This window comes from Microvirga sp. 17 mud 1-3, from assembly GCF_003151255.1.
Taxonomy (GTDB): Bacteria; Pseudomonadota; Alphaproteobacteria; order Rhizobiales; family Beijerinckiaceae; genus Microvirga.
On sequence record NZ_CP029481.1, the window covers coordinates 1,601,271 to 1,627,906 of the forward strand.

Consider the following 26,636-nt stretch of genomic DNA (forward strand, 5'->3'; position numbering starts at 1 on the left):
GGATCAGGCTCCCTGAAGGGCCGGGGCGGCCGGGGCCGCTTGGCGGGACGGATCGGTTTTCGGCGCAGTGCCTCCGCCGCGGGCCCGGAGGGCATTCAGCGTCACGAGGCTGGAGGAGCCCGACATGGCGAGGGCGGCCACGAGGGGCGTGACGTAGCCGAGGAATGCGAGCGGCACCGCAAACAGATTATACACGAGGGCAATCATGAGGTTCTGGCGCATGAGGGCATGGGCCCGGCGCGAGATCCGCACGGCGTCCAGGACCGGCGCCAGCCGGTCGCCGAGGAAGACCGCATCCGCCTGAGCCTGAGTCAGGTCCGCGGCCGTGATCGGCGAGATCGAGATGTGCGCGGCCGCCAGGGCAGGGGCATCGTTGAGCCCGTCCCCGACCATGAGGATATGGCGGCCTTGCGCCTTCAGGTGCTCCAGTTCGGTGATCTTGTCTGCCGGCTTGGCGCCGCCGTGCCAGGTCTCGATGCCGAGCGCCTCCGCGACGGGAGCGACGGCTTCCGGCCGGTCGCCCGAGAGGATGCGGCAGTCGAGGCCGAGGGCCTGCAGGGCTCCGACGACGCGCGCCGCGTCCGGCCGCAGGGCCTGGCGGACGAGAAGCACCGCGCGCTCCCGGCCGCGCGAAAACGCGATCAGGGAGGCCTGTGGGTCTGTCTCTGCCATGGCGGCTGCGAGATCCTCTGCGCCGCAGAAGGTCGGGCTGCCGAGGCGGATCTCTGCTCCGTTCACGACGGCCCGGACGCCCCGGCCCGGCTCCTCGACGGCGCCCTCGAAGGGGCGGGGATCTCTGGCCTCCCGCGCTGCCGCCCCCGCGAGGGGATGGTGGCTCGACAGGGCGAGGCGAGCTGCGGTCTCCAGAAGTTCCGGACGGATCGCGCCCGTATTGGCGACCCGCATCTCCGGAAGGGTCAGGGTGCCGGTCTTGTCGAAGACGACCGTGTCGATGGCCGCGAGGCGCTCCAGGGCGTCGCCGGAATTGAGCAGGACATTCGATCTGAACAGGGCGCCCGACGCGACCACCTGCACCACCGGGATCGCGAGGGCGAGGGCACAGGGGCAGGTGATGATGAGCACCGCGACGGCCGTAATGACCGCATCGTGCACGGAGGCGCCGGTAGCGATCCAGACGGTGGCCGTGAGCGCGGCGGCGCCGTGCACCACGGGCGCATAGGCCCGCGCAACCCGGTCCGCGAGCTGCCGGTAGCGCGATTTCGCGGCCGAGGCGTTCTCGAGCAGGCGCTCGACCTCGTCGAGCAGGGTTCCCTGACCGGCAGCCGTGACGCGCAGGGTCAGCGCTCCCGCATGGTTGAGGCTGCCGGCATAGACTGCATCGCCGTCGTCAAGGGCGCGCAGGGTGGTTTCACCCGTCACCAGGCTCTCATCAACCTCGGAGGTGCCGGACAAAACGATCCCGTCGACCGGGATGCGCTCACCGGGACGCACGAGGACCCGGTCGCCCGGCGCGAGTGCCGCCACGGGCACGAGGGTTGCGTCGCCCGCGCCGTCGAGGCGATGGGCGACCTCGGCCCTGAGGGACGCGAGGTTGCCGGCCACCGCCCGCGTCCTGCGGCGCATGGCCTGGTCGAGATAGCGCCCGCAGAGGAGGAAGAAGAGGAGCATCACCACGGAGTCGAAATAGGTGTTCTCCGCATGGTTGATCGTCTCGATCACCGACATGACGAGTGCCAGCATAATGCCGATGGTAATCGGCACGTCCATGTTGGTGCGTCCCTTCTTCAGTGCGCCGATGGCGCTGCGGAAGAAGGGCTGCCCCGCATAGGCGACGGCCGGCAGGGAGATGAGCGCCGCGAGCCAGTGGAAGAAATCGCGCGTTTCCGGCGAAATGTCCGTGACGTTGCCGGACCAGACGGAGACCGCGAGCAGCATGATGTTCATGGACGCGAAGCCCGCGACCGCGAGACATTTGAGAAGCCATTGCGCGCGCCGCGCCTCCTCCTCCTCGACAGCCCGAGCCCGGAACGGGTGGGTCCGGTAGCCGAGCCGGCGCAATTCTTCCACCACCTGTGCGGGATTGAGATCGCCTCGCCATTGCAGGGCGAGCCGATGGGTCGTGTAGTTGAGGCGTGCCGAGAGAAGCCCCGGCAGATCGGAAAGCCCACCCTCGATCTCGCCGATGCAGGCGGCGCAGTCGATCCCTTCGACCGCGAGGTCGAGATGGGCCGTGCCGTCATCCTGGCGCTTCACATAGACGGAAAGGTCGAGGGTCTCGGCCATGGCCATTCCTTCAGAGGGCGATGCGGCTCTTGGACCGGAAGACCGTATCCTCGGCCCGCTTGAGGCTGATCACAAGGTCCCATTGCCCCTGGTGCAGAGGCGTCTCGCATTCGAATTGGCCCGGCGCTACTTCGACAGCCTCAAGCATAACATCGCGGCGGCGATCTGTCGGATGGGCGAGGCGAATTTCGGGAACGAGCCCGGCAATCGCGCGGCTCTCGGCGTCGCGGGCGCCGATCACGATCCGCGTTGCCGCGCCGCCCCGCTGCAAGGTGGCCTCGACGGCCCAATGGCGGGCATCCTGCGCGTGAGCGGCCGCAACGTCGTTCTTGAAAGTCAGCCCGGCCTTGTAGGCGCTCTCGGTCTCGACACCGCTGAAGCTCGACACCGCGATGCGCGCCATGACGATGTTCACGGCGAAGACAACCGAGAAGAAGGCAAGGAGGTAAAACAGCACCATTCGCCCGGTGAGCGGACGGGGCGAGCGGGAGGTGGCAAGGGGCGTGGGCATGGGAACGGTGCTCCTCAGGGCGCCATGAAGTGGTCGTTCGCGTAGGCGGTCTCGCCGCTCGCGATGTCGGTCAGGGTGAAGCGAAGGGCCGTGGACGAAGGATGCTTCGCATCGCCGGCGGTCACGAGGACGCGGGCCTCCAGGGTCTGGTCCGGCCCGACGACGACCATCGGCCGACCCTGCGGATCCAGCTGACCGCCGACGATGTCGAGACGGGCGTCCTGCAGGCCGTCCACGCCCAGGGCATAGCGGCGCTCTTCCAGGTTCTTGTTCGAGACCCGGATCGTGAATCCGTTGCGGATGGCACCGTCCGACAGGCGCACGAAGACGGGGTTCCGATCGTGCATGACGCTCAGATCCGTCGTGTGGCGCGTGGCAAGTGCCGCGACCATGATCGCGCCGACCAGCGCGATGAGGCCGGCATAGAGGAGCGTCCGAGGGCGGACGACGCGGCGGACCTCCGGGCGTCCCTCGATCCTGGCCTGGACGTTCATCTCGGTGTCGTAGGCGATGAGGTTCTCCGGACGGCCGATCTTCGCCATCACGGTGTTGCAGGCATCGATGCACAGCCCGCACTGGATGCAATCGAGCTGAAGCCCGTCCCGGATGTCGATGCCGGTGGGGCATACGGCGACGCACTGGTTGCAATCGATGCAATCACCCGCTGGAGCGCCCTGCTTCTTCAAGGCGTCGTTCTTCTTCATGGAGCCGCGCGGCTCGCCGCGGTCGTAGCGGTAGGTCACGTTGAGCGCGTATTCGTCCGTGAGCGCGGCCTGGATCCGGGGCCAGGGGCACATATAGGTGCAGACCTGTTCCCGCATGAAGCCGGCGAGCGTGTAGGTCGTGAAGGTGAGGATGCCGATCCAGATATAGGCGATCGGCGGCGCCTGGAAGGTCAGCAATTGTCCGACGAGGGTAGGGGCGTCGGCGAAGTAGAGAACCCAGGCGCCTCCGGTCCACCAAGCGATGAGGAGCCAGATGGAGTGCTTGAGGAGCTTCAGTGTGAAGATCTCGAGGGTCGCTTTCTCCTTGGTGCGCCTCGTCCGCTCCCGGCGGTCGCCCTCGATCAGCCGCTCGACCGCGTAGAAGAGGTCGGTCCAGACCGTCTGGGGGCAGAGATAGCCGCACCAGATCCGGCCGGCGACCGCATTCATCAGGAAGAGCACCAGGGCGGCCAGGATCAGCAGGCCCGTGATGTAATAGACTTCCTGCGGCCAGATCTCGATGAAGAAGAAATAGAACCGGCTGTTGGCCAGGTCGACCAGGATGGCTTGGTTCGGCGCATGCGGGCCGCGATCCCAGCGGACGAAGGGCAGGAAGTAATAGATCCCGAGCGCAACGAAGAGCACCGCCCATTTGATGGTGCGGAACCGGCCCTTGACGGCCTGCGGATAGATCTTCTTGCGCGAGACATAGAGCGGCTGCTCGTCGGCCTCATCGACCGTCTTGGAGGGCAGGTGTCCGGCAAGGGGAGAGTCAGCCATGGAATCCGTCGCAAATGCTCATCACGCAAAGTCGCGGCTTCATAGGCCGCCGCTCCGGGCGACGCTTTGATTTCGGTCAAGACGAAGGGGCCGGCACGCCTGTGCCGGCCCTCTGCGACGAAGTGCGCCAGGGAGGACGGCCCGCTTCCCCCGGGATGCGGGCCGCCCGACGGTTGCCGTCCCGCATCGTTAGATGGAGAGGCACTCGTCTTTCCGGCGATTCTTTATTCCGCCCGACCGCCTCCGAGGGAGTGGACGTAGAGAGTCAGGGCCTTGATGGTCGTGTCGTCGAGACGTCCCTGCCAGGCGGGCATCACGCCTCCGCGGCCGTTGTGCAGACCCTCCATGATGGCGGTCTTGCTCGAACCGAAGAGCCAGATCTGGTCGGAGAGATTCGGCGCCCCGAGATCCTGGTTGCCCTGGCCCTTGTCGCCGTGGCAGGCCGCGCAGTTGTCGGCGAAGATCTTCGCGCCGGCAGCCAGATCCGCGCCCTGATCAACGGGCAGGCCCGACAGGGAGCGCACGAAATCCGCGACCTGCGAGATTTCCTGGCGCTTGAGCATGCCTTCGCGTCCGAAGGCCGGCATGGAGCCCTGATGGCCCTGGTCGCTCGTGGAGCGGGCGCCGTGGCGGATCGTCTGTTCGATCTGCGCGAGATTGCCGCCCCAGAGCCAGTCGTCGTCGTTCAGGTTCGGATAGCCCTTTGCGCCTGCGCCGCCTGCGCCGTGGCAGGGTGCGCAATTGTCACCGAAGGCAGCCTTGCCCTGGGCGCGCGCAAAGGTGAAGAGCTCCGCATCCTGACCGACCTGCTCCAGCGGCGTCTCGGCCAGCTTCGCGGTCATTCCGGCCCGTAGGCTCTTGAGATCGGCGAGATCGGTCTCGATTGCCTCACGCGAGTGCCAGCTGAGCACGCCCTTGGTGTAGGACGAGACGAGCGGCCATGCCGGATAGGCGACGCAATAGGCCGCGGCCCAGATGATGCTGGCATAGAAGGTCCACAGCCACCAGCGTGGGAGCGGGTTGTTGAGCTCCTGGATCTCGTCCCAGCTATGCCCGGTCGTCGTCACGCCCGTGACGGAATCGACGGGTCCGTGTGTCTCTTGGGACATGGATCAATCCTCCCGGAGAGGGATGCGGGCGGCCGCGTCGAAGCGGTCCTTCCGCGAGGGGGCGAGGGCATAGACCAGCACTGCCACGAAGACAGCGATGAAGTAGGCGAGCCCCCAGGTCTGAGCGAATTCTGCGAGGAATTTGTAGGTCGCGGGCATGGGTCCTGGTCCTCAGCGCACGTTGGCCTTGTTGTCGTAGAGCTTGAAGTCGACCTGCGTGCCGAGCATCTGCAGATAGGCGATGAGCGCGTCGGCTTCGGTGATCTTCTGCGGGTTGCCGCCGAAATTGCGCACCTGCGCGCCCGGGTAGCGCTTGACGAGATCGTCGCCATTCGGCGCATCCGTGGTCGCCTGCGTGCGGACGTCGCCCTCGGCCTTCTCGATCATCTCGGGCGTGTAGGGCACGCCGAGCTGCGCCTGGACGCGCATGTCCTGCGCGATGTTGGCGGTGTCGAGCTCGGTCTTGGCGAGCCAGGGATAGGCGGGCATGATCGAGCCGGGCACCACTGCGCGCGGGTCGAGCAGGTGGTCGCGATGCCACTCGTCCGAGTATTTGTTGCCGACGCGCGCGAGGTCGGGACCGGTGCGCTTCGACCCCCACTGGAAGGGACGGTCGTACATGCTCTCGGCCGCGAGCGAGTAATGGCCGTAGCGCTCCACCTCGTCCCGGAGGGGACGGACCATCTGGCTGTGGCAGTTGTAGCAGCCCTCGCGGACGTAGATGTTGCGGCCGGCGAGCTCGAGAGGGGTGTAGGGCCGGACGCCCTCCACCTTCTCGATGGTGCTCTTGAGGTAGAAGAGCGGCACGATCTCGACGAGACCGCCGATGGAAATGACGATCAGCACGCCGATGACGAGGATGATCGAGTTCGTCTCGAAGATCTTATGACGGGCCCAAACGGACATGATCGGTTCCTTTACTCTGCAGCAACCAGCGACGGCTGCAGGGCTTGCGGCGCTTCCGTGGCCGCCTGGCCGACCGTGATGGTCTTCCAGACGTTCCACGCCATGATCAGGCTGCCGGCCACGAAGAGGGCACCGCCGAGCGCACGGATGACATAGAAGGGGTGCATCGCCTCCACGACTTCGATGAACGAGTATTCAAGGAAGCCGAGATTGGTGTAGGCGCGCCACATGAGGCCCTGCAGGATGCCGGCGACCCACATGGACGAGATGTACAGCACGATGCCGAGGGTCGAGATCCAGAAGTGCCAGGAGACGGCCTTCATGGAATAGAGGCGTTCCTTGTTCCAGAGCCACGGCACGAGGCAGTAGATCGCCCCGAAGGAGATGTAGGCGACCCAGCCGAGCGCGCCGGAATGCACGTGCCCGATGGTCCAGTCGGTGTAGTGCGACAGGGAGTTGACGGCCTTCACGGACATCAGCGGACCCTCGAAGGTCGACATGCCGTAGAAGGCGACCGACACCACCATCATGCGCAGGACCGGATCGGTGCGCAGCTTGTCCCAGGCGCCCGAGAGGGTCATGAGGCCGTTGATCATGCCGCCCCAGGAGGGCATCCAGAGCATGATCGAGAACACCATGCCGAGGGTCTGCGCCCAGTCGGGCAGGGCCGTGTAGTGGAGATGGTGCGGGCCGGCCCAGATGTAGATGAAGATCAGGGCCCAGAAGTGGATGATCGACAGGCGGTAGGAATAGACCGGCCGCTCTGCCCGCTTCGGGATGAAGTAGTACATGATGGCCAGGAAGCCGGCCGTGAGGAAGAAGCCGACCGCGTTGTGGCCGTACCACCACTGCACCATCGCGTCCTGGACGCCCGACCACACGATGTAGCTCTTGGGCGAGAAGAGCGAGACCGGAATGGCGGCATTGTTGCCGAGATGCAGGACCGCGATGGTCAGGATGAACGCGATGTAGAACCAGTTCGCCACATAGATATGGGGCTCCTTGCGGCGCAGGATGGTGCCGAGGAAGACCAGGAAATAGGCCACCCACACGACGGTCAGGAACAGGTCTGCATACCACTCGGGCTCGGCGTATTCCTTGCTCTGGGTGATCCCGAGCAGGTAGCCGGTGCCGGCGATGACGATGAAGAAGTTGTAGCCCAGCACCACGAACCAGGGAGCGATGTCGCCTGCAAGCCGCGCACGGCAGGTGCGCTGCACCACGTAGAACGAGGAGCCGATCAGCACGTTGCCGCCGAACGCAAAGATCACGGCCGACGTGTGCAGGGGACGCATCCGCCCGAAGGAGAGCCAGGAGGTGTCGAAGTTGAGCGACGGGAAAGCCAGCTGCAGCGCGATCAGGAGGCCGATCGTGAAGCCTGCAACGCCCCAGAAGACGCTCGCGATGGTGGCGAACTTCACCGGGCCCATATTGTAGTTGGGCCTGCCGTCGATCGTCAGCGGCGGGAGTTCGGCCGGCCGGTCGTAATAACGGTCGACGATCTTGAAGACGGCGGCGCCCGCCGCTGCGGCGAAGAGATACGCGTGGAAGGCGTATTCGGGCGTATGGGCTTTCGCCGCGATGATGATGCTCAGGAGTGACAGAGCCGCGAGAGCAAGCGCGGTGCCTGCCTCGCCGAAGGTCATTCCCTTGGGTGATGTTGCCGTATGAGCCATGGCCTCGACCGTTGTGAAGGGAGGCGAGCACGCAGCTTCGCCTTCTGGCTCACCCCTTAGGGGCCGGGGCGGCAAGGCACATTGATCTGAATCAATGGCTCGCTTGCCCCGGTCCCCGGGTCCGCGGTTCGCGGTCGCAATGTGATCTGGCGGTCGATCCGGCTTGGTCCGCGGGCCTAGCGGGTAAGCCATTTTAGGTGCGCTGCCGCGCCCTTTTCCGGCAGCAAGCGGGGCCGTTGCGCCCCGTTGTCGCAGCCAGGCCGCAAATTTTCCCGTGTGGGGTGTGTTCCTTTTAGGAGAAACTTTACCTTGCGGCAGGATTGCTGGGGACAGATAGAACACATTCCAGGAGAACGGTCATGCGCCGCCCCACCCTTGCCGCATTGCTCATGCTGGGCCTCGTCGCCCCTGCAGCCGCCCAATCCGCCGATACGGGCCCCGTGACCCGTGCGGAGATCCGCGAACTGATCGAGGCCGCTCAGGCGACCGCCAAGGCCTCCCGGGAGAATGTGGAATATTCCCGCGTCGTTCCGGACCTTCTGTTCCAGATCCTGGCGAAGCTCGACAAGATCGAGGACAAGCTCGACAAGGTCGAGAACACGATCAAGGCCGACAAGAACGCCGCCCAGAAGAAGCGCTGACCGCGCGTCGGGTCAGGTCTGTCGCGTCTCAGTGCCGATCGCCTCTTCTTCGCTTTTGAGGTCGCTCAGGAAATTGGGATTGTTCCAGATCTCCGATGTCGGGACCCAGCCGATCGGATTCATGGCCTGAGGCACGAGATAAACGAAGTCCTCCGAGATTCTCTCGACCGTGCAGGGGTAGGCCCGCCGGTCGCCCGGGGGGCGGTAGATCACGGTTGCGCCCTTGCGCATCTGGCCCGTCGGTTGAAAGGTCGCTCGGTCGGAGGATTGCAGTTCGTGGCCCGGCCCTTCGGGCTGGATCGCGTTGCTCTGGCGGGCCCGGTGACGGTCGAGAGCCGCGATGGCGGCCCTGGCGCGATCACGGTAGCGTTCGGTCACGACTCTCAGGACTGAGCCGCTCTCTCGACCAGGATACCAGGCTACCCCACCCACCTTGGCGAGTTCGGCGGCGACGATTTCGACCTCTTCATCATTCATGGCGCGTATCCTGTCCGGGCCGACGGGATCGCCGATGGCGCTCTCGGGGGCCATGGGAATTGTGCGAGGTGGGAGGAGGGTAGGGTCCGGTCCTTCGGGCGAGACTCCTGCTTTTGGCAAAAGGGGGTTTTTATTCTGAGGCAAGTGGTCCGGATCGTAAATAGGAAAGCTTTGTTGGATTTCACGGCTGCGGCAGTGCGTCTTGCTGTTTTTCCGAGGAATTGGATTTTATTGATGTAAAGGTCGACAATTCGCCAAGTGCCAGGATCGTATTCCCGGCTCCCGAGCGATCTGCGGTCCCGGGTGGAAGGCGGACATACGGATGACTATGATGCGGCGGATTCCTCCGGTCCGAGGTGTGGGGCCCGCGGACAGATTCAGGATAGACCACGAATGAACATCTCCAGAGGACGGCACGGGCAGGAAGCGGCTATCCCTTTGGTCTGCGCGCTGCTCGTGATCACCTTCGTGGCGCTACAGTTCCTAGCGACCCCGGCGGCGCTCGGCAGCCTCAGTCTGCTCGCGCCCCCCGAGACGTCCAGCCCGCGCGACACGCTCGAGGATTTCCGGAACAACGCTCGCCGAGCGACCTCCCTCCTCATGGATGCCTATCGGGAGAATGCTGCCGAGCCGGGCCTGTTCTGGAGCCGGAGCGTCAAGGACAAGGTCAAGGAAGCTGAGGCGCTCCTGGGGCGTGCGTCCAGGGCCCTCGACCTGCGGAACGTGCCGCCCGTCGAGCTTGACCACCGGCGGCTGGAAGCGACCCTGCTCCTGAAGGAGGTCCTCGACCGCCTGCCGCTGCCGGACACTGCGGCCATTCCAGGCAGCGAGGCCATCGCCAAGGGCCCGATCCCAAGCTGGCGCATTCCCGGCACCGAGATCCGGATCGTCCGCATGACGGAAGGCCCGCATGCAGGCGAGTATCTTTTCTCCAGCGAAACCGTGGACCAGTTGGACGATGTCTACCGAGTCATTCGTGATCAGCCGGACATCAGCGGCGCCACCTCGGACTTCTACGATTTCTTCAGCCAGTCACCCGGCCAGCTTCTCCCGCCGAAATGGTTCACGCTGATCGAGAAGTTGCCGCCCACCTTCCGGCACGAAATCGCCGGGCAGGCCATCTGGCAATGGATCGGCCTGTGCCTGCTGATCGGCTTGTCTGCCTGGGCGGTTCTCATGGTGCGACGTCTGGCCAGAAGGGCGACATCGAGCCATGACCATGCGGGCTTCATGTCCCTGCTGGCGACCGTCCTGACGCCCGGGGCAATCGCCGTGGCCAGCATCGCGATCGTCACGCTCGCCGATTACGAGATCAACCTCACCGGGCGCGTCAATGACATCGTGGGGCAGATCGGGCAGGGCATTGCCTATGCGGCCGTCGTCGTGGCGGTGATGAAATTCTCCAACGGCTTGGCGAACCACCTCACATTCTCCCGCTCGGAGAGCATCGACGCGCATCTGGCGCGGGCGGCCGTGCGGATCGGCGGCATCGTCGTGAGCATCGTCCTCCTGATCTATGGCGCTTCCTATCTGGGGATTCCGCTCGCCGGCCTCCTGGCGGGTCTCGGTGTCGGCGGCCTTGCGGTGGCGCTGGCCGCGAAGCCGACGCTCGAGAATTTCATCGGCGGCCTGATCCTCTATGCCGACAGGCCCGTGCGGGTCGGGGACCTGTGTCGCTTCGGCTCTCTCGAAGGGCGCGTGCAGGAGATCGGCATCCGCTCCACCCGCATCCGGGGGCTCGACCGATCCCTGATCACGATCCCCAACGCTACCTTCGTGAACATGAACATCATCAACCTGACCAACCGGGACCGGATGCCCTATGTCAGGACCGTCGGCCTGCAGGCCACCGGCAGCGCGGCCATCCGCCAGGAGGTGGAGGTGATCGCCGCGACCGTGGCGGAGCATCCGCGGATCGAGCCGACATCGATCCAGGTCCGGCTGCGCGAGGTGCACGAAGAGAAGCCGAAGGCCGAGATCCAGGCCCTCATCATGACATCCCGCTGGGACGATTTCCTGAAGATCCAGCAGGATCTCGACCTGATGCTGCGCGACAGGCTCATGGCCATGAAAGAGATCGAGCCGGCCGCCGACGATTCCAATGTCTATCCGCTCAAGGAACTGGGCGAGGCCGAGGGCCCGAAAGCCTCCACGGCCTCCTGACGCCTATTCGATCCGCACGATCTCGGCCTCGGTTTGGGCCACGGCGATCTCGTCGCCGACCTGCTTGCCCAGGAGCGCCTGGGCCAGCGGCGACACATACGAAATGCTGCCCTTTGCCGGGTCCGCTTCGTCCTCTCCGACGATGCGATAGGTCTGGCTCCGCCCGTCCTCCCGCACGAAAGTGACCCGGGACCCGAAGCGGACCTGGGAGAAGTCGGTCGGATCGGGCACCGGCTCCGCGGTCGACTTGCGGTGGGCCCAGTAGCGCAGGTCGCGGGACACCCGCGCCACCTCACCCTTGTCCTCGGCCTCCTGGGCCTGCGCGAGCCGCTGTCGCAAATCCTCGATCATCGCGTCAATCTGCGCGAGGCCCTGGGGCGTGACCAGGTTCTGGTGCGGGCTGATGGGCCGGTCCGGCAAATCCTCGAAGGCCTCTCCGCCTTCACTTTCACGCACAAAGGCACGGCTCATCGCAGCAACCCTCCGCTCTTCAGGGAAAACGATTCCAGGCCTGCTTTGTTCGGCCAAGCTCGTGGGCCGAAAGGGTAGGTGCTGCCCCTCGGAGCAGCGGGATGCGGCCCTAAAGGTGATGCTCCCGGCGCAGACGTCCGACGATGCCGCCCGGGAAGGCGTAGATGCTGACGATGAACAGGATGCCGAGCCACAGGAGCCAGCGGTCCGGGTGGACCAGCTGGGGCAGGAGCGGGATGCCGGCTAGCGCCTCGCTTGCGGCGCCCATCAGCACCTGAAGGTAGCTCTGGGCCAGTACGAACAGGGTCGCGCCCAGGACGGCACCATACAGGGTGCCCATGCCGCCGATCACCACCATGAGCAGGATGTCGATCATGATCGAGAATGACAGGGTCGTGTCGGGGCCGTTATAGCGCAGCCAGAGTGCCATGAGGCCTCCGGCGATCGTGGCCGCAAGGGCCGAGATCACCGAGGCGGCGGTCCGGTAGGCGACTACCCGGTAGCCGAGAGCCTCGGCCCGGAACTCGTTCTCGCGGATGGCCTGCAGCACCCGCCCGAAGGGCGAGTTCACGATGCGCAGCAGGAGAAGGAAGACGAGCAGGGTCACGGCGACGATGAGATAATAGGCGAGGATACGCCCGTTCACCGTGATCCCGAAGAGGGGCTCCGCCAGCGGCCGGAAGGCCGGGCGCAACTCGGCGGGAAGCTGGAACGAGAGCCCGTCCTCCCCGCCCGTGATGCCCGACATCTGGGAGGCCAGGACCGCGGCCGCGGACGCAACCGCCAGGGTGATCATCGAGAAGAAGATGGCGCGCACCCGCAGGGACAGGAGGCCGATGGCAGCCGCCAGCAGGGCCGAGAGTGCAAGCGCCGCGACCATGCCGAGGGCGACCGATTCCCAGGAGGGACCGAGCCGCTCCAGCGCGATGGCGATCCCGTAGCCGCCGATCCCGAAGAACATGGTGTGGGCGAACGAGACGATCCCCGTATAGCCGAGCAGCAGGTCGTAGCTCGCCACCAGAAGGATGAAGACGCAGATCTTGGCCGCCGTGCCGAGCGGCTGGCTGCCCGGGAACAGGAAGGGCGCTGCCATAAGGCAGGCCACGATCACGAGGAGGATCAGAGAAAGGATCCAGGACCGCGGCGGGTCGGACGACAGGAGCCACGCGACCGGGCCGCGGCGCGGCCGGGTCTCGTCATGTATGGCCGGAGAGGGGGAAGTGCTTCTCATCGGCGTGCCACCGGGAACAAGCCCTGCGGACGCCAGATCAGCACCAGGGCCATGACGAGGATATTGGACACGAGGGCCAGCTTCGGCGCCAGGAAGCCTACGTAATTGGCCACTAAGGCTACCAGGATGGACCCGACGAAGCAGCCGCCGACCGATCCCAGGCCGCCGATGATGATGACGATGAAGACCAGCACCATCACGTCCATGCCCATGCCGGCCGTGAGGGTCTGGCGGTAGAAGGCCCACATGACGCCGCCGAGCCCGGCCAGTGCCGAGCCGGCCACGAAGACGCTCACGAAGAGGCGGCGGATGCGGTAGCCGAGGGCCTCCACCATCTCGGGATTTTCCACCCCGGCACGGATGAGGAGCCCGATCCGGGTGCGGTTCAGCAGGAGCTGCATGGCGGCGAACACGAAGAGGCCGATGCCGACCGCGACCACCCGGTAGCGCTCCATCACGACGTCGCCGATCACGAAGGCGCCGCGCAGGGTCTCGGGGAGCGGGATCGGGATCGGAGAGGCGCCCCAGATCGCGTGGATGGCCTGCTCGGTGACGATGAGGCCGCCCATGGTGACAAGGATCTGCTTGAGGTGGCTGCCATAGACCGGGCGCACGATCACCCGCTCGAACACCGCGCCCACCACGGCAGTCAGGCCCATGGCGACGGCGATGCACAGGAGCAGCAGGGCAAGGTTGAGCGTGACGGAATCGGCGCTCGCCCACCCAGCCAGGGGACCGAGCACGATGAGGGTCGCGTAGGCGCCGAGCGAAATGAACACCCCGTGGCCGAAATTGATGATGTCCATGAGGCCGAAGACGAGGGTGAGGCCGGACGCCATGAGAAAGATCATCATGCCCATGGCGAGGCCCGCGAGGGTCAGCGTCACCCAGGCAGAGACATCGCCGACCAGGGGCAGGGCAGCCAAAGCCAGCACGGGGACGAGCGCCAGAGGCAGCCAGTCGGTCCTGGCGCGGGGCAAGGCGGCTGCGGAGGGGGCTTCGGCGGCGACGTCGCTCATTGGTGGGCATCCAGGCTGAGGCCGAGGAGACGCTGCTGCAGGGTCTTGTCGGCGACGAGTTCGCTCATGGCGCCGGAATGCACGACGAGCCCGTCATCCATGACGATCACGTTGTCGCCGAGTTGCGAGGCGGCATGGAAGTTCTGCTCCACCAGGAGGATCGTCTCCCCGGCGGCCTTGAGGGCCCGGAAGGCCTCGATCATGCTGCGCACCATGACGGGCGCAAGGCCCTTGGTGGGTTCGTCCACGAGGAGAAGCCGCCGCGGCTCGGCGATGGCGCGCGCAATGGCGAGCATCTGCTTCTGTCCGCCGGAGAGGTGACCGGCCGGCAGGTTCCAGAAGCGCTTGAGGGCCGGAAAGAGGCCAAGAATCCACTCGAGCCGCGCCTTGTTGACAGGGCCGCTCCGGGCCGCGAGCACGATGTTCTCGCGCACCGTGAGATCGCTGAAGATGCCCATGGATTCGGGCACATAGGCAATGCCCGATCTGGCAATGTCTGGTGTCGGCAGGGCCGCGATGTCGCGGCCGTCGAACAGGATGCTTCCTGCGGAGGGCCGCCAGAGGCCCATGATGGTGCGCAGGGTTGTGGTCTTGCCGGCGCCGTTGCGTCCGAGCAGCATGGTCAGCTCGCCCGCCGGCACCTCGAAATAGATTCCGTGGAGGATGTGATAGGGGCCGATATGGGTCTGCACCCCTTCGAGCCGGAGCAGCGGTTCGGCCGGGCTCTCAGCCATGGGACGCCTCCAGGCCGAGATAGGCCTCCTGAACGACCGGGGAGGCGATCACGGCGGCCGGCTCCCCGTCGGCCACCAGCGCCCCGTTGTGGAGCACGACGATCCGGTCGGCGAGGGAGCGGACCACGTCCATCTTGTGCTCCACGAGGAGAACCGTGGCATCGCCCTGGTTCCTGATGTCCTGGATGAGTTCGAGCACGGTCGGCACCTCGTCGACGCTCATGCCGGCGGTCGGCTCATCGAACATGAATACCTTGGGCTCCATGGCGATGAGGAGCGCCACTTCGAGCTTGCGCTGGTCCCCATGCGAGAGGGCGCCTGGGGGCACGTGACGCTTGTCCGCGAGGCGCACGCGTTCGAGGATCGCATCGGCCTTGTCGATGAGGTCGCGCCGGCTGCTCCATACGGACAGGAGTGACCACCCGGCCTCGGCGCGGCTCTGCACCGCAAGCCTGACGTTCTCCAGGGCGGTCAGCCGCGGAAACAGATTGGTGAGCTGGAAGGCACGGCCGAGACCGCGTTTTGCCCGCGTCGAAGGCGGAAGGCCCGTTACGTCCCGGCTATCCACGAGCACCTGCCCGGCCGTGGCACGCAACTGCCCGGAGATGAGGTTGAAATAGGTGGTCTTGCCGGCCCCGTTCGGCCCCACGATGGCGGTCAGCGTGCCAGGCATGAAGCGGCACGAAACATCGTCGACGGCCACATGGCCGCCGAACCGGACGGTGAGCCCGCGCGTCTCGAGCGCGGGCTCAGGCAACAGGGAAGGAGCCACGGTCAGCGCTTGTTGCGGACCGGGATCGGCAGCTTGTCGGCCGGAATCGTGTCGACGAGCTCGAGCAGGTCGTTCTGGTCCTTGCCGTCCGCCTTGACCTTGAAGTGATACATGACCTGGAGCGCCTGGTGATCCTCCTTGCGGAAGGTCATGGGGCCCTTCGGGGTTTCGAAGGTCATGCCTTCCATGGCCGAGATCAGCTTCTCGGGATCGGTGCCGCCGGCCTTCTCGATCGCCGTCAGGGCCGCGGAGGCGGCCGCGAAGCCGCCCGCCGTGAAGAAATCCGGCGGCGTGCCGTAGCGCTTCCGGTGCTCGGCCACGAGCCAGTCGTTCATCGCGTTCTTGGGAAAGTCCCAGTAATAGTAGATCGCGCCTTCCATGCCCGGGTAGTTCTTGTAGATCTGCATGGCCGGCAGGATGTTGCCGCCCGGCGCGATCTCGATGCCGTAGCGCTCCGGTTTCAGGTCGGCGATCTTCGGTAGCGGGTGCTGACCGGCCCAGATGATCTCGATGATCTTCCGGCCCGGCTTGTCCTTGAGTGCATCGAAGAGGCGCTGGGCGGAGGCCGTGAAGTCGGTGGCGTTCTGCGGTGCGTATTCTTCGAACACGACCTTGGCGTTCGGCCGGATCGCCGCAAGCGCGTTCTTGAGGGCCGCGACGCCGTCGCGGCCGAAGGCGTAATCCTGCGCCAGCGTCGCGATGGTCACCTCGCCGCTCGCCGGGACGGCCGCTGCTGCCCCGTAGGCGTCCTGCGTGGAATTGCGGGCCGTGCGGAAGATGAAGCGGTTCCACTTCTCGCCCGTGATGGCGTCAGCGACCGCGGGCTCGACGATGAGAACCTTGCCGTTCTCCTCCGCGACTGGAAGCATGGCGAGGGCCGCGGCCGATGAGGTGGTGCCCACTGCGAGGTCGACCTTGTCGTCGTTATAGGCCTGCTCCAGCAGGGTCTTGGCCAAGTCGGCCTTGAGCTGGTCGTCCTTGACGATCACGTTGATCTTGCGGCCCTGCCAGCTCATTGAGCCCTTGGTCAGGTATTCGAGGCCCATCATGAAGCCGGCCTCGGTCTGCTTGGCATAGGCCTCCAGCGGCCCGGTCTTGCCGGCGATGAGCGCAATCTTGATGTCCTGCGCCATGGCCGTGGACGCCATGAGCAGGCCGGCCGTCGCGGCCGCGAATGTGAGAGCAAGGCGCATGCGTTCCCCCTTATGGTTCGGAACATTGACGGCGCCGCTCGCCGCGATGTCAAGCTGGACGGGAGGAGGAGAAGGCGCGAAACGTCTAACCCGGTCAGGCCTCGGGAAGCACCGGCGCCTCGATGTCCTTCGCGATCCGCCCGCGCCGGGCGGCCTGGTGTTCCAGAAGAAGGAGCGCGAGCCCGGCGCTGCAGATGATGACAGCTCCAATGAGCGTCCAGAAGCCCACCACATCGCCGAAGAACAGGTAGCCGAGCACGATGGCCCAGACGATCAGCGTGTACTGGTAGGGTGCCACCACGGAAGCGGGCGCGAGCTTGAGGGAGCGGTTGACGCAGACATGCCCCGCCATGGAGACGATGCCGAGGAGGAACAGCCCCGCAAGATCGATCGGCCCCGGCGTCACCCAGGCGAACGGAATCGCGAGGATGCCGAAAACCAGCGCCCCGAGGATCTGGCCGAGCACGAGGATGGCGTCGGGTGTCTCCCGCAGGCGGCGGGTTGTGATCATGAGGAGCGAATAGAACATGCTCCCCGCCAGGGCGATCACAGCCGGCAGCGACAGGGTTGCCGGAGAGGGCCGCAAGGCCACGAGGACACCCACGAATCCCACCGCAATGGCCAGGATCCGAGGAGGATCGAGCCTTTCACCGAGCAGGAAGACCGCGAAGGCTGCCACATAAATCGGCGCCGCGAGATAATAGGTCATCACGTCCGCGAGCGGCAGATAGGTGACGGCCCCGTAGAAGCACGCGACCTCCAGGGTGGACAGGACGATGCGCACGAAGTGAAGCCCCGGCTGCGGGGGAACCTGGAGCCGGACCTTCTGGCCGCGCATGATCGGCAGGAGCACCGCCAGGGCCGCGGCGCTGCGCAGGAACAGGACCTGGCCGACCGAATAGGTGGCGACGAGCCATTTGCCCATGACGTCGTTCATGGCGAACAGGAAGACCCCGAGCAGCATCAGCCCGATACCGAACACCGCGCCGGAGCGGATCCTCGGGGAAAGTGACGTTGCGGAAGTCGACATGGGCGGTCTCGCGGCGCGGGAGACGCAGCAGGGTCGCCGGACGTCTCGCGCCGCCTTCATGATGGAAGCGCAGTCGTTGCACAAGGGCCTCCCGGCTGCCCGGGACAGCCTCAGAACGTCTTGGCGCCGTTGACCGGGAGCATGATGGCGTAGAGGGACGTGGTGGCGCAGACATAGAGGCGGTTGCGCTTCGGGCCGCCGAAGACGACGTTTGCGACGATCTCCGGGAAAAGGATCTTGCCGAGCAGCGTGCCGTCCGGGTCGTAGCAATGCACCCCGTCTCCGGCACTCGTCCAGATGCGCCCCGCGTCGTCGAGCCGGAAACCGTCGAAGAGCCCTTCCGTGCATGTGGCGAAGAGGCGGCCGTTGTGAAGCCTGCCCGCTTCGTCCACGTCGAAGACGCGGATGTGGCGGGGCCCGTCAGGCTCATGGGTCGCGCCCGTATCGGCCACATAGAGGCGGGTCTCGTCGGGCGAGAAGGCAAGGCCGTTCGGCCGCACGAAATCGTCGGCCACGAGGGAGACCGCGCCGCTTGCTGGATCGACCCGGTAGACGTGGCAGGCGCCGATCTCGCTCTCGGCCTTGTGGCCCTCGTAGTCGGAATCGATCCCGTAGGCCGGGTCCGTGAACCAGAACGATCCGTCGGAGCGCACGACCACGTCGTTGGGGCTGTTGAGGCGCTTGCCGTCGAAATGGCTCGCGATCACCGTGATGGAGCCGTCATGCTCCGTGCGGGTGACCCGCCGCGTGCCGTGCTCGCAGGTGACGAGGCGTCCCTCGCGATCCACGGTGTTGCCGTTGGAATAGCCGGAGGGGTGGCGGAAGACGCCCACATGACCGGTCGTCTCGTCGTAGCGCAGCATCCGGTCGTTGGGCACATCGCTCCAGACAAGGTAGCGACCGGCCGGGAAATAGGCCGGTCCCTCGGCCCAGCGGCATCCCTCCGCCAGTTTCTCCAGACGGGCGGTGGGAATGATGAGGCTTCGGAAGCGTTCATCGAAAACGACGGTGGAGGTCGCGGTCATGGGATGCTCGCAGGAGGGCGACCTCGTCCGGGTCAATGGGCCATCAGGACAGGGATCGTCGTGTTGGCGAGGATATGGCTCGTGGCGCCGCCGAAGAACATCTGCCGCAGGCGGCTCTGCGTATAGGCACCCTTCACCAGCAGATCGCAGCCGAGTGCCGCCGCCTCCGCCAGGATGACTTCGCCGGGCCGGTTGGATGGATCAGCCGCCACGATGGCGTCGGCGTTGATGCCGTGCATGCGGAGCGACCGGACCAGTTCAGACCCGGACGGGCCGGGAACGCCCCAATCCTCCAGTTCGAGCACCACCGTGCGGTTAGCCTTGGCAAGGAGCGGCATGGCGCCCAGTACGGCGCGGGCGGTCTCCGTGCTGCGGTTCCAGGCGATGACGGCGGTGTTGCAGAAGCCCGCGGGGGGCTGGGGCGGCGCGATGAGCACGGGCCGCCCGGTTTCGAAGAGGGCGGCCTCCACGGTGGAAAGGCGGGTATGGCCGTTCTCGCCGTCGGGGCGGCCGACCACGGTGACGTCGAAGACGCGCCCATAGGCGCCCAGGAAGGCGTCCTCCATCAGCCCATCCTGGCGCCAGCCGAAGCCGAGGCTAGCCAGCGACGAGGTGATGCGCGGCACGCCCTTGCTGATCATGAAGGCTTCGAAGCGCTCCCGGCAGGACTTGGCCATCTCCGCGCGGTTCTCCGGGGTGACGGGCGAGGGCACGCCGATCGCGATGTCGACGGGCAGCACCACCGGGTAGTCCGGCGTGACGGCCAGCCCTTCCATATAGCTGTCGAACATCCGGCCGACATGAAGAGCGGTTTCGAGAACGGGTTCGGCGACGCCGTGGTCTTCGATGGGAACGAGAATGCTTTTCATGACTGGTATTGTTGCGCTCCGGACGCCCCTCGGCAAGCCCCTATGGCCAAGCTTGCCTGGCTCTTAGGGACGCAGGACCGCTCATGGGGCTAATCGACCTTGAAGTCCCCGGGCTTCCAGGAGGGCTTGGGATATTGCGGGTCCATCTCTTCCAAGGTCGCCTTGACGACCCGTGCCACGATGGCGTTGCGGACCCATTTGCGGTCTGCCGGGACCACGTACCAGGGCGCCCATTCGGTGGAGCAGTTGTTCAGCATGGCCTCGTAGGCCTTCTGGAAATCGCCCCAGCTTTTCCGGTCTTCGAGGTCGCCGGGGTTGAATTTCCAATGCTTATTCGGGTTGTCGAGCCGTTCCTGGAGGCGCTCCTTCTGCTCGTCCTTGGAGATGTGGAGCATGAACTTGAGAATGGTGGTGCCGTTCTCGGTCAGCATCTTCTCGAAGGCATTGATCTGGTCATAGCGGCGCTCGATGTCCTTTTCGGGTGCGAGGCTGCGCACTTTGGCGACCAGCACGTCCTCGTAATGGGAGCGGTTGAAGATGCCGATGGTTCCGCGCCGGGGGCACGCGAGGTGGGCGCGCCGGAGATAATCGTGCGCGAGCTCGTCCTCCGACGGGCGCCTGAAGGCCGTCACCGAGACGCCGATGGGGCCGGTAGCATTGAAGACGCCGCGGATCGTCCCGTCCTTACCGGCCGTGTCCGTTCCCTGGAGAATGACGAGGAGCGCCCGCCGGCCCTCAGCGTAAAGGCGGTCCTGAAGCGCATCGATGTCGCGGGCGAGCGCGTCCGTCTCGATCTTGGTCGTCTCCTCGTCCCCGACCGTGGAGGTGTCGCGCGGGTCGAGATCCTTCAGCCGGAAGGTTTTTCCAGGGCGGATCAGAAACTTCTCGACAAGGGCGCGGCTGCGATCCGACATGAGGCGTTCTTCTCCAAAGGTAAGGGACGGGAGCGGGTTCAGGGCAACCATAGGGCGCCCGCCCGCCGGGGGAAGAGTTGCGTCTTTACTCCCTGCCGAAGCGATCTTAAGCAGGAGACGGCCAAGCTTGGAACTCGGAAGACGAACAGATGCTCGCTCTCTATTACTTCCCCGGAAATGCCAGCCTCCTTCCCCACATGATGCTGCGGGAGATCGGCGCCGAATTCGAGCTGCGGCTCGTGGACCGGGACCAGAACGCCCAGAAAAGCGCGGATTATCTCAAGCTCAATCCCAACGGACGCATCCCGGTTCTCGTGGACGGCGATCTCGTCCTGTTCGAGACCGCAGCCATCGCGCTCCACCTGGCCGACAAGTTCCCGGAGGCTGGGCTCGCGCCCGCCTTCGGCACCCGGGAGCGGGCCGAGTTCTACAAGTGGATGATCCACCTCACCAACACGCCCCAGGCCGAATACAGGGCATGGTTCTACCCTTACGAACACGTGAACGAGGAGGCAGCGGCCCCGAGCGTGAAACAGGCGGCTGAGCGGCGCCTGAACCGGATGTTCGACGTGATCTCCGAGCAGCTCGGAGACAAGACCTGGCTCCTGGGAGAGCGGTTCTCGGCCGCGGACCTGTTCCTGCTCATGCTGATCCGCTGGGGCCGCGGCATGCCCCGCCCGCCGCGCAGCCTGCCCAATCTCGGCGCTTTCGCCGAGCGGGTGCTCGCCCGCCCGGCCGTGCAGAAGGCCTTCGAGGCCGAGGGGCTCAAGGCTCCTCTGATCTGACGCGCTTCCTCTTCGCCTTCGGGGCGTCGGGAAGAACCTGGTCGATGCCGGCAAACTCCGCCCAGGGGTCCTTCTTGAGGCGGGCCAGGCGCCGGTTCAAATTAACGACCGTAAAGCCGTTGGGCTCGACCTTCGCAAGCTCCTCCCAGGAGACCGGGGTCGAGACCGGCGCCCCGGGCCTTGCGCGGGTCGAGTAGGGCGCGACGGCGGACGCCTCCCGGTTGTTGCGCAGGTAATCGATGAAGATGCGTCCCGCGCGTTCCTGCTTCACGGACGTGGTGGTGTAGCGCTCCGGCTCGTCCGCCGCCATGGCCTGGGCGAGGCTGCGGGTGAAGGTCAGGGCTGCGTCCCAGCCGGCCTTCGGCGTCAGGGGCGCGACCACATGCAGGCCCTTGCCGCCCGTGGTCTTGGCGAAGCTCTCGAGGCCGTAACCACGAAGGCGCTCTCGGACCGCACGGGCGCCGGCAACCACATCCGGCCATGCGACGCCTTCGCCCGGGTCGAGGTCGAAGATCAGCCGGTCCGGATGCTCCAGATCGGCGAGGGTGGCGCCCCAGACATGCATCTCCAGGACGCCGGATTGCACGAGGGCGACGACGCCCTGGATGTCACGGATCGCGAGCAGCTCCGCCTCGCCGGATTCGTCCCGCACGCTCTCGCGGTGGATGGCGTCCGAGAGGCCGGCCCAGGGATGGCGCTGGACAAAGCAGCTCTTCTGCGCACCCGAGGGGCAGCGGATCAGCGTGAGGGGACGGTTCTGTAGATGTGGCAGGAGCCATTCGGCGATGCCGACATAGAACTCCGCAAGCTGTTGCTTGGTGAGCCCCTGATCCTCCCACAGGACCCGGTCAGGGTGGGTGAGCGCGATCCCGGCGACCTCAGCGCCGCTGGAGGCCTTCTGGCTCGACGAGGAGGATTTCGTCTTGGTTGAGCCGGCCTTGGACGAACCAGTCTTAGAAGCTGCCTTCGCGGGCGCTCTCTTCTTCACAGAGGCCTTTTTCGGATCGCGGCCTGCGATCTCGTCCAGGGAGCGGCCGGTTTTGACGGACGAGGGGGCTTCTTCGAGAATGTCGGGGTCGTCGGCTTCGCGCGCGAACGCGTCGTCGCCCTTATTGAGGAGCCACGAGGGCTGCTTCTCGCGCGGGCGCTTGCCCATGCGGATCAGGTGCCAGGTTCCGTGAAGCTTCTCGCCGTCCAGGCGGAAGCTGAGGCGGCCCTTGGCGAGGCCATCATGCGGGTCGTCCTCCGGCGTCCAGGTGCCCCGGTCCCAGACCATGACGGTTCCGCCTCCGTACTGACCTTCCGGGATCGTGCCCTCGAAATCCCCGTACGAGAGGGGATGGTCCTCGACCTCGACGGCGAGGCGCTTCTCGCCGGGGACAAGGCTCGGCCCCTTCGTGACGGCCCAGCTCTTCAGGACGCCGTCCAGCTCCAGGCGGAAATCGTAATGGAGGCGGGAGGCGTCGTGCTTCTGGATGACGAAGGAGGAGCCTTGCCGACGGGAGGCGGCTCCCTTCGGCTCGGAGGTCTTGGTGAAGTCGCGCTTGGCGCGATAGGTCGCGAGCTTTGCCATGGCGCAGATTCAATTCGCGCCATGGCGTCCGGTTCCGGCGCCTTAAGCCACGGAGGCTGGGGCGACGGTCTCCCGTTCCTTCAGAAAGGCGGCCGCGATGAGGTCGCGGGTGTAGTCCTCCTGCGGGTGGTCGAAGATGGCATCGGCCGAGCCGCGCTCCACCACCTTACCGCTCTTCATGACCATGATCTCGTCCGAGAGGGCCCGCACCACCGCGAGGTCGTGGCTGATGAAGACATAGGCGAGGCCGTGGGCCTTCTGGAGGTCGCGCAAAAGCTCGACGATCTCCTTCTGGACCGAGCGGTCGAGGGCCGAGGTCGGCTCGTCCAGCACCACCAGCTTGGGGTGCAGGATCATGGCGCGCGCAATGGCGATGCGCTGGCGCTGTCCGCCCGAGAATTCGTGCGGGAAGCGGTTGCGCCAGCCGGGCTCCAGCCGCACTTCCTCGAAGGCCTGCGCGGCGCGTCGGTCCCGCTCCTTGCGGGAGATGCGCGGCTCGTGGACGAGCAGGCCTTCCGTCACGATCTCGCCCGCCGTCATGCGCGGCGAGAGGGAGCCGAAGGGGTCCTGGAAGACGAGCTGCAGATGGCGGCGCAAGGGGCGCATCCCGGCCCGGTCGAGGGGCATCAGGTTGCGGTCCTCGAAACGGACCAGGCCGCTCGCCTGCTGGAGACGCAGGACGGCCCGGCCGAGAGTGGACTTGCCGGAACCGGACTCGCCCACAACGCCCACCGTCTCGCCCTCGCGGACGGTCAGGTTCACGCCGTCCACCGCATGGAGCACGTGGAGCGGCTTGCCGAACAGTCCCGATTTCAGGACGAAGGAGACGCGCACGTCCCGGGCATCGAGCACCACGGGGGCGCCGGCTGGGGCCGGCTCCTTGCGGCCGGTCGGCTCGGCGTCGATCAGCATTCGCGTATAGGGGTGCTTCGGCGCCGCGAAGATCTCGGCCGTCGTGCCGCTCTCCACCACTTCGCCGCGCTTCATCACATAGGTGCGGTCGGCGAAGCGGCGCACAATGCCGAGATCGTGGGTGATGAACACAATCGACATACCGAGCCGCTTCTGGAGATCGGCCAGGAGTTCGAGGATCCGGGCCTGGACCGTCACGTCGAGGGCGGTGGTCGGCTCGTCGGCGATGAGCACGTCCGGATCGTTGGCCAGCGCCATGGCGATCATCACGCGCTGGCGCTGGCCGCCCGACATCTCGTGCGGGTAGGAGTCGATGCGCCGCTGCGGGTCGGGGATCCGCACCAGCTCCAGGAGCTCGATGGCGCGTTGGCGCGCCTGTGCCTTGCTCATCCCGCCATGGGTGGTCAGCGGCAGGGCGAGCTGCTCGCCGATCCGATAGAGCGGATCGAGTGACGTCATCGGCTCCTGGAAGATCATGGTGAGCTTGGAGCCGCGATAGCGGTTGAGCTTCTCGGGCGACAGGCCCACGAGTTCGTCGCCGCGGTACTTCACCGAGCCTTCCACCCAGCCGTTGGATGCCAGGAGGCCCATGACGGACATCATGGTCTGGCTCTTGCCGGAACCGGATTCGCCCACGATGGCGACGGTCTCGCCCGCATTCACGTCGAGGTCGATGCCCTTCACCGCGTGGAGGATGCCGTCGCCGGTGCGGAAGCGAACGTTGAGGTTTCGGACCGTCAGGACGGGTTCTGTGGAACGGATCTCGGCCATGTCAGCGGTCCTTCGGGTCGAGCGCGTCACGCAGACCGTCGCCGATGAAGTTGAGGCAGAACAGGATCGCGATCAGGGTCAGGGACGGGTAGATCAGCATCCAGGTGGCGCCCTGGATGTTCTTGGCGCCCTCGGAAATCAGCACGCCCAGGCTGGTATTGGGTTCCTGCACGCCGAGGCCGAGGAACGAGAGGAAACTCTCCAGCAGGATCACCTTGGGCACCAGCAGGGTCATGTAGACCACCACCGGGCCGAGGGTGTTGGGGATCACATGGCGGCGGATGATGCCTTTGGTCTCGACGCCAAGGGCCTCGGCGGCCTGCACGTATTCCTGGCGCTTGATGGACAGCGTCTGCCCGCGCACGATGCGGGCCATGTCGAGCCATTCCACGGCGCCGACCGCGATGAACATCAGGATGAAGTTCCGGCCGAAGAACACCACCAGCATGATCACGAAGAAGATGAAGGGCAGCGAGTAGATCACGTCCACGATGCGCATCATGATCAGGTCGGCGCGCCCGCCGAGATAGCCCGACGTGGCTCCGTAGACGACGCCGATCAGGATGGCCACGAAGGTGGCCAGAAGCCCGATGGCGAGCGAGATCTGACCCGCCTTCATGGTGCGGGTCAGGAGATCGCGGCCGTTGGTGTCGGTCCCGAAGAGGAAGTATTTCTTCTTCAACGGCACGTCCACGACGAGGCGTTTGCCGTCGTCCGCCTTGTCGACGACCTTGGCGACGCCGAACATGTCCGAACGGTCGAAATAGGCGAGGAGCCGCTCGTCGATGGGCCGCTGGCCCACGAGGGTCACGGTCACGCTGTCGCCCTTGACCTGGATATCCTCCGGCTTGGCGCGGACGCGGGCGCCGATGCGCTCGATCTGCGGGTTGACCTGATCCGGCTTGGGATAGGCCTCGAGGCTCGCCGGGACCTTCACGTAATCGGGATAGACCTGATCGAAGGGATGGCCCGTGAAGAACGGCCCGAAAATGCACGCGATGGCGATGAGCCCCAGCAGCACGATGCTGGTGACGGCGGCCTTGTTGGCGAGAAGCCGGCCCCGGGCCTCGACCCAAAGGGAGCGGCCGGAGACGGGATCGGTAAGGGTTTCGAGAGGAAGTGCAGCGCCTTCAGCCATGGCGGCCCTCAATCAAAACGGATGCGCGGATCGACGACTGCATAGAGGATGTCGACCACGAGGTTGAAGATGAGAACGAAGACCGCCACGACCACGACCGTGCCCATGACGAGCGTGTAGTCGCGGTTGAGGGCTCCTTCGACGAAGTAGCGGCCGATGCCCGGCAGGCCGAAGATGGTCTCGACGACCACGGAGCCAGTCAGGAGCGCGGCGGCGGCCGGGCCGAGATAGGAGATCACCGGCAGGGACGCGCCGCGCAGGGCATGGCGCACCACCGTATGCCAGGGCAGGCCGAGGGAGCGCAGGGTGCGGATGTGGTTCGAGCGCAGGTTCTCGATCATCGCCGCGCGGGTCATGCGGGCCACCACGGCGATCTGCGGCAGAGCAAGCACGATGACCGGCATGACGAGATTGCGTGGCGTCCCGTTGGCCCATCCGGCCACGGGCAGCCAGGCGAGGGTCAGGCCGAGTACGATCTGGAGAACGGGCGCCACCACGAAGTTCGGGATGGTCAGGCCCATGGCGCCGAGCCCGGTCACGAGGTAGTCCGCGAGGCTGTTCTGGCGCAGCGCCGCGATGGTGCCGAGGGTGCCGCCGACGAGGATCGCCAGGGTGAGGGCGAGTGCTCCGAGGGTCATGGAGATCGGCAGGCCACGGGCGAAGAGTTCGCCGACCGTGAAGTCGCGCAAGATGAAGGAGGGCCCGAAATCCCCGTGCATCACGGCAGAGAGATAGAGCCAGTATTGCTGGATCAGCGGCTTGTCGAGCTGGTAGATCCGGTTGAGGTTCTCCATCACCTTGGCCTCGAGGGGGCGTTCGAGGTCGAACGGGCCGCCGGGCGCGAGCCGGATCAGGAAGAACGAAATCGTCACGATGACCAGTAAGGTCGGGACCGCCGTCAGAAGACGGCGCAGTATAAAGGAGAGCAAGATGCTTTCTCCTGCTGAGAAACCTGAATGTAAAAAAGGGGCGGCCCATCGGCCGCCCC

At 65.9% G+C, this 26,636-nt stretch carries 25 protein-coding genes; 3 read left to right on the forward strand and 22 right to left on the reverse strand.

The annotated features are described in order from the left end of the window. Positions 1-3: 3 nt before the first annotated feature. The 7 genes from C4E04_RS07495 to ccoN all read right to left on the reverse strand — a co-directional run bounded on the left by C4E04_RS07495 (position 4) and on the right by ccoN (position 7,930). Entirely contained in the window at positions 4-2,244 is a 2,241-nt protein-coding gene (locus C4E04_RS07495; protein ID WP_109600909.1) for a heavy metal translocating P-type ATPase, read from the reverse strand. A gap of 10 nt (positions 2,245-2,254) precedes the next feature. Further along, positions 2,255-2,755, reverse strand: coding sequence for a FixH family protein (locus tag C4E04_RS07500; RefSeq protein ID WP_109596337.1), 501 nt, complete (start codon positions 2,753-2,755; stop codon positions 2,255-2,257). A gap of 14 nt (positions 2,756-2,769) precedes the next feature. After that, positions 2,770-4,239: a cytochrome c oxidase accessory protein CcoG gene (ccoG, locus tag C4E04_RS07505; RefSeq protein ID WP_109596339.1), complete on the reverse strand. Its 1,470-nt coding sequence runs from the start codon at positions 4,237-4,239 to the stop codon at positions 2,770-2,772. A gap of 224 nt (positions 4,240-4,463) precedes the next feature. Beyond that, on the reverse strand, positions 4,464-5,348 hold the full coding sequence (gene ccoP, locus C4E04_RS07510; RefSeq protein WP_109596341.1) for a cytochrome-c oxidase, cbb3-type subunit III: 885 nt from the start codon (positions 5,346-5,348) through the stop codon (positions 4,464-4,466). Positions 5,349-5,351: 3 nt separating this feature from the next. Continuing rightward, a complete protein-coding gene (locus C4E04_RS07515; RefSeq protein ID WP_109596343.1) occupies positions 5,352-5,507 on the reverse strand; it encodes a cbb3-type cytochrome c oxidase subunit 3 in 156 nt (51 codons plus the stop codon). Positions 5,508-5,519: 12 nt separating this feature from the next. Continuing rightward, a complete protein-coding gene (ccoO, locus tag C4E04_RS07520; RefSeq protein WP_109596345.1) occupies positions 5,520-6,254 on the reverse strand; it encodes a cytochrome-c oxidase, cbb3-type subunit II in 735 nt (244 codons plus the stop codon). An 11-nt stretch (positions 6,255-6,265) separates the two neighbouring features. Continuing rightward, a complete protein-coding gene (gene ccoN / locus C4E04_RS07525; protein ID WP_109596347.1) occupies positions 6,266-7,930 on the reverse strand; it encodes a cytochrome-c oxidase, cbb3-type subunit I in 1,665 nt (554 codons plus the stop codon). A 359-nt stretch (positions 7,931-8,289) separates the two neighbouring features. Between ccoN and C4E04_RS07530 the strand changes: the two genes are divergently transcribed. Next, entirely contained in the window at positions 8,290-8,571 is a 282-nt protein-coding gene (locus C4E04_RS07530; protein ID WP_109596349.1) for a hypothetical protein, read from the forward strand. A gap of 12 nt (positions 8,572-8,583) precedes the next feature. On the opposite strand, the gene C4E04_RS07535 is transcribed toward C4E04_RS07530, so the two are convergent. After that, positions 8,584-9,048 carry a hypothetical protein gene (locus C4E04_RS07535; RefSeq protein WP_210204608.1) on the reverse strand — a complete coding sequence of 155 codons (465 nt, stop codon included), beginning with the start codon at positions 9,046-9,048 and terminating at the stop codon, positions 8,584-8,586. Positions 9,049-9,441: 393 nt separating this feature from the next. Between C4E04_RS07535 and C4E04_RS07540 the strand changes: the two genes are divergently transcribed. Continuing rightward, positions 9,442-11,211, forward strand: coding sequence for a mechanosensitive ion channel family protein (locus C4E04_RS07540; RefSeq protein WP_109596351.1), 1,770 nt, complete (start codon positions 9,442-9,444; stop codon positions 11,209-11,211). A gap of 3 nt (positions 11,212-11,214) precedes the next feature. On the opposite strand, the gene greA is transcribed toward C4E04_RS07540, so the two are convergent. The 10 genes from greA to C4E04_RS07590 form a co-directional block, all read right to left on the reverse strand. Next, complete coding sequence (gene greA / locus C4E04_RS07545; RefSeq protein ID WP_109596353.1) at positions 11,215-11,682, reverse strand: transcription elongation factor GreA; 468 nt, start codon at positions 11,680-11,682, stop codon at positions 11,215-11,217. A 109-nt stretch (positions 11,683-11,791) separates the two neighbouring features. Next, on the reverse strand, positions 11,792-12,913 hold the full coding sequence (locus C4E04_RS07550; protein WP_109596355.1) for a branched-chain amino acid ABC transporter permease: 1,122 nt from the start codon (positions 12,911-12,913) through the stop codon (positions 11,792-11,794). Further along, complete coding sequence (locus C4E04_RS07555; protein ID WP_109596358.1) at positions 12,910-13,932, reverse strand: branched-chain amino acid ABC transporter permease; 1,023 nt, start codon at positions 13,930-13,932, stop codon at positions 12,910-12,912. Before C4E04_RS07555 ends, C4E04_RS07550 begins: the two co-directional genes overlap by 4 nt. Continuing rightward, the gene (locus tag C4E04_RS07560; protein ID WP_109596360.1) at positions 13,929-14,666 is read right to left on the reverse strand and encodes an ABC transporter ATP-binding protein; all 738 of its coding nucleotides are present in this window, start codon (positions 14,664-14,666) and stop codon (positions 13,929-13,931) included. The genes C4E04_RS07555 and C4E04_RS07560 overlap by 4 nt, the downstream gene beginning before the upstream one ends. Then, positions 14,659-15,438, reverse strand: a complete 780-nt coding sequence (locus C4E04_RS07565) for an ABC transporter ATP-binding protein (protein WP_174219261.1) — start codon at positions 15,436-15,438, stop codon at positions 14,659-14,661. The genes C4E04_RS07560 and C4E04_RS07565 overlap by 8 nt, the downstream gene beginning before the upstream one ends. 2 nt (positions 15,439-15,440) lie before the next feature. Continuing rightward, positions 15,441-16,631: a substrate-binding domain-containing protein gene (locus C4E04_RS07570; protein ID WP_109596362.1), complete on the reverse strand. Its 1,191-nt coding sequence runs from the start codon at positions 16,629-16,631 to the stop codon at positions 15,441-15,443. Positions 16,632-16,725: 94 nt separating this feature from the next. Next, the gene (locus tag C4E04_RS07575; RefSeq protein WP_109596364.1) at positions 16,726-17,661 is read right to left on the reverse strand and encodes a DMT family transporter; all 936 of its coding nucleotides are present in this window, start codon (positions 17,659-17,661) and stop codon (positions 16,726-16,728) included. Between the two features lie 110 nt (positions 17,662-17,771). Continuing rightward, on the reverse strand, positions 17,772-18,686 hold the full coding sequence (locus C4E04_RS07580) for an SMP-30/gluconolactonase/LRE family protein (protein WP_109596366.1): 915 nt from the start codon (positions 18,684-18,686) through the stop codon (positions 17,772-17,774). Positions 18,687-18,718: 32 nt separating this feature from the next. Then, positions 18,719-19,555 carry a universal stress protein gene (locus C4E04_RS07585; RefSeq protein ID WP_109596368.1) on the reverse strand — a complete coding sequence of 279 codons (837 nt, stop codon included), beginning with the start codon at positions 19,553-19,555 and terminating at the stop codon, positions 18,719-18,721. Between the two features lie 89 nt (positions 19,556-19,644). Beyond that, on the reverse strand, positions 19,645-20,469 hold the full coding sequence (locus C4E04_RS07590) for a polyphosphate kinase 2 family protein (protein WP_109596370.1): 825 nt from the start codon (positions 20,467-20,469) through the stop codon (positions 19,645-19,647). 149 nt (positions 20,470-20,618) lie between these two features. Between C4E04_RS07590 and C4E04_RS07595 the strand changes: the two genes are divergently transcribed. Next, a complete protein-coding gene (locus C4E04_RS07595) occupies positions 20,619-21,254 on the forward strand; it encodes a glutathione S-transferase family protein (protein ID WP_109596372.1) in 636 nt (211 codons plus the stop codon). Here C4E04_RS07595 and ligD read toward each other — a convergent pair. From ligD to C4E04_RS07615, 4 genes are read right to left on the reverse strand one after another with little or no spacing between them, the layout of a single operon-like run. Then, complete coding sequence (gene ligD / locus C4E04_RS07600) at positions 21,235-22,827, reverse strand: non-homologous end-joining DNA ligase (RefSeq protein ID WP_109596374.1); 1,593 nt, start codon at positions 22,825-22,827, stop codon at positions 21,235-21,237. The two genes, C4E04_RS07595 and ligD, sit on opposite strands and share 20 nt — an antisense overlap. A 42-nt stretch (positions 22,828-22,869) precedes the next feature. Further along, positions 22,870-24,510: an ABC transporter ATP-binding protein gene (locus tag C4E04_RS07605; protein ID WP_109596376.1), complete on the reverse strand. Its 1,641-nt coding sequence runs from the start codon at positions 24,508-24,510 to the stop codon at positions 22,870-22,872. A gap of 1 nt (position 24,511) precedes the next feature. Further along, on the reverse strand, positions 24,512-25,648 hold the full coding sequence (locus C4E04_RS07610) for an ABC transporter permease (protein WP_109596378.1): 1,137 nt from the start codon (positions 25,646-25,648) through the stop codon (positions 24,512-24,514). Positions 25,649-25,656: 8 nt separating this feature from the next. After that, a complete protein-coding gene (locus C4E04_RS07615; RefSeq protein ID WP_109596380.1) occupies positions 25,657-26,577 on the reverse strand; it encodes an ABC transporter permease subunit in 921 nt (306 codons plus the stop codon). Between the last annotated feature and the right edge of the window lie 59 nt (positions 26,578-26,636).

Excerpts from the sequence above, each read along its gene's own strand:
- C4E04_RS07585 (WP_109596368.1), bottom strand. The coding sequence starts at position 19,555 with ATGAAAAGCATTCTCGTTCCCATCGAAGACCACGGCGTCGCCGAACCC.
- C4E04_RS07515 (WP_109596343.1), bottom strand. The coding sequence starts at position 5,507 with ATGCCCGCGACCTACAAATTCCTCGCAGAATTCGCTCAGACCTGGGGG.
- C4E04_RS07605 (WP_109596376.1), bottom strand. The coding sequence starts at position 24,510 with ATGGCCGAGATCCGTTCCACAGAACCCGTCCTGACGGTCCGAAACCTC.
- ccoO (WP_109596345.1), bottom strand. The coding sequence starts at position 6,254 with ATGTCCGTTTGGGCCCGTCATAAGATCTTCGAGACGAACTCGATCATC.
- C4E04_RS07590 (WP_109596370.1), bottom strand. The coding sequence starts at position 20,469 with ATGTCGGATCGCAGCCGCGCCCTTGTCGAGAAGTTTCTGATCCGCCCT.
- C4E04_RS07540 (WP_109596351.1), top strand. The coding sequence starts at position 9,442 with ATGAACATCTCCAGAGGACGGCACGGGCAGGAAGCGGCTATCCCTTTG.
- C4E04_RS07495 (WP_109600909.1), bottom strand. The coding sequence starts at position 2,244 with ATGGCCGAGACCCTCGACCTTTCCGTCTATGTGAAGCGCCAGGATGAC.
- C4E04_RS07560 (WP_109596360.1), bottom strand. The coding sequence starts at position 14,666 with ATGGCTGAGAGCCCGGCCGAACCGCTGCTCCGGCTCGAAGGGGTGCAG.
- ccoP (WP_109596341.1), bottom strand. The coding sequence starts at position 5,348 with ATGTCCCAAGAGACACACGGACCCGTCGATTCCGTCACGGGCGTGACG.
- C4E04_RS07580 (WP_109596366.1), bottom strand. The coding sequence starts at position 18,686 with ATGACCGCGACCTCCACCGTCGTTTTCGATGAACGCTTCCGAAGCCTC.
- ccoG (WP_109596339.1), bottom strand. The coding sequence starts at position 4,239 with ATGGCTGACTCTCCCCTTGCCGGACACCTGCCCTCCAAGACGGTCGAT.
- C4E04_RS07570 (WP_109596362.1), bottom strand. The coding sequence starts at position 16,631 with ATGCGCCTTGCTCTCACATTCGCGGCCGCGACGGCCGGCCTGCTCATG.
- C4E04_RS07555 (WP_109596358.1), bottom strand. The coding sequence starts at position 13,932 with ATGAGCGACGTCGCCGCCGAAGCCCCCTCCGCAGCCGCCTTGCCCCGC.
- C4E04_RS07550 (WP_109596355.1), bottom strand. The coding sequence starts at position 12,913 with ATGAGAAGCACTTCCCCCTCTCCGGCCATACATGACGAGACCCGGCCG.
- ligD (WP_109596374.1), bottom strand. The coding sequence starts at position 22,827 with ATGGCAAAGCTCGCGACCTATCGCGCCAAGCGCGACTTCACCAAGACC.
- C4E04_RS07610 (WP_109596378.1), bottom strand. The coding sequence starts at position 25,648 with ATGGCTGAAGGCGCTGCACTTCCTCTCGAAACCCTTACCGATCCCGTC.
- C4E04_RS07530 (WP_109596349.1), top strand. The coding sequence starts at position 8,290 with ATGCGCCGCCCCACCCTTGCCGCATTGCTCATGCTGGGCCTCGTCGCC.
- C4E04_RS07575 (WP_109596364.1), bottom strand. The coding sequence starts at position 17,661 with ATGTCGACTTCCGCAACGTCACTTTCCCCGAGGATCCGCTCCGGCGCG.
- C4E04_RS07595 (WP_109596372.1), top strand. The coding sequence starts at position 20,619 with ATGCTCGCTCTCTATTACTTCCCCGGAAATGCCAGCCTCCTTCCCCAC.
- C4E04_RS07500 (WP_109596337.1), bottom strand. The coding sequence starts at position 2,755 with ATGCCCACGCCCCTTGCCACCTCCCGCTCGCCCCGTCCGCTCACCGGG.
- greA (WP_109596353.1), bottom strand. The coding sequence starts at position 11,682 with ATGAGCCGTGCCTTTGTGCGTGAAAGTGAAGGCGGAGAGGCCTTCGAG.
- ccoN (WP_109596347.1), bottom strand. The coding sequence starts at position 7,930 with ATGGCTCATACGGCAACATCACCCAAGGGAATGACCTTCGGCGAGGCA.
- C4E04_RS07535 (WP_210204608.1), bottom strand. The coding sequence starts at position 9,048 with ATGAATGATGAAGAGGTCGAAATCGTCGCCGCCGAACTCGCCAAGGTG.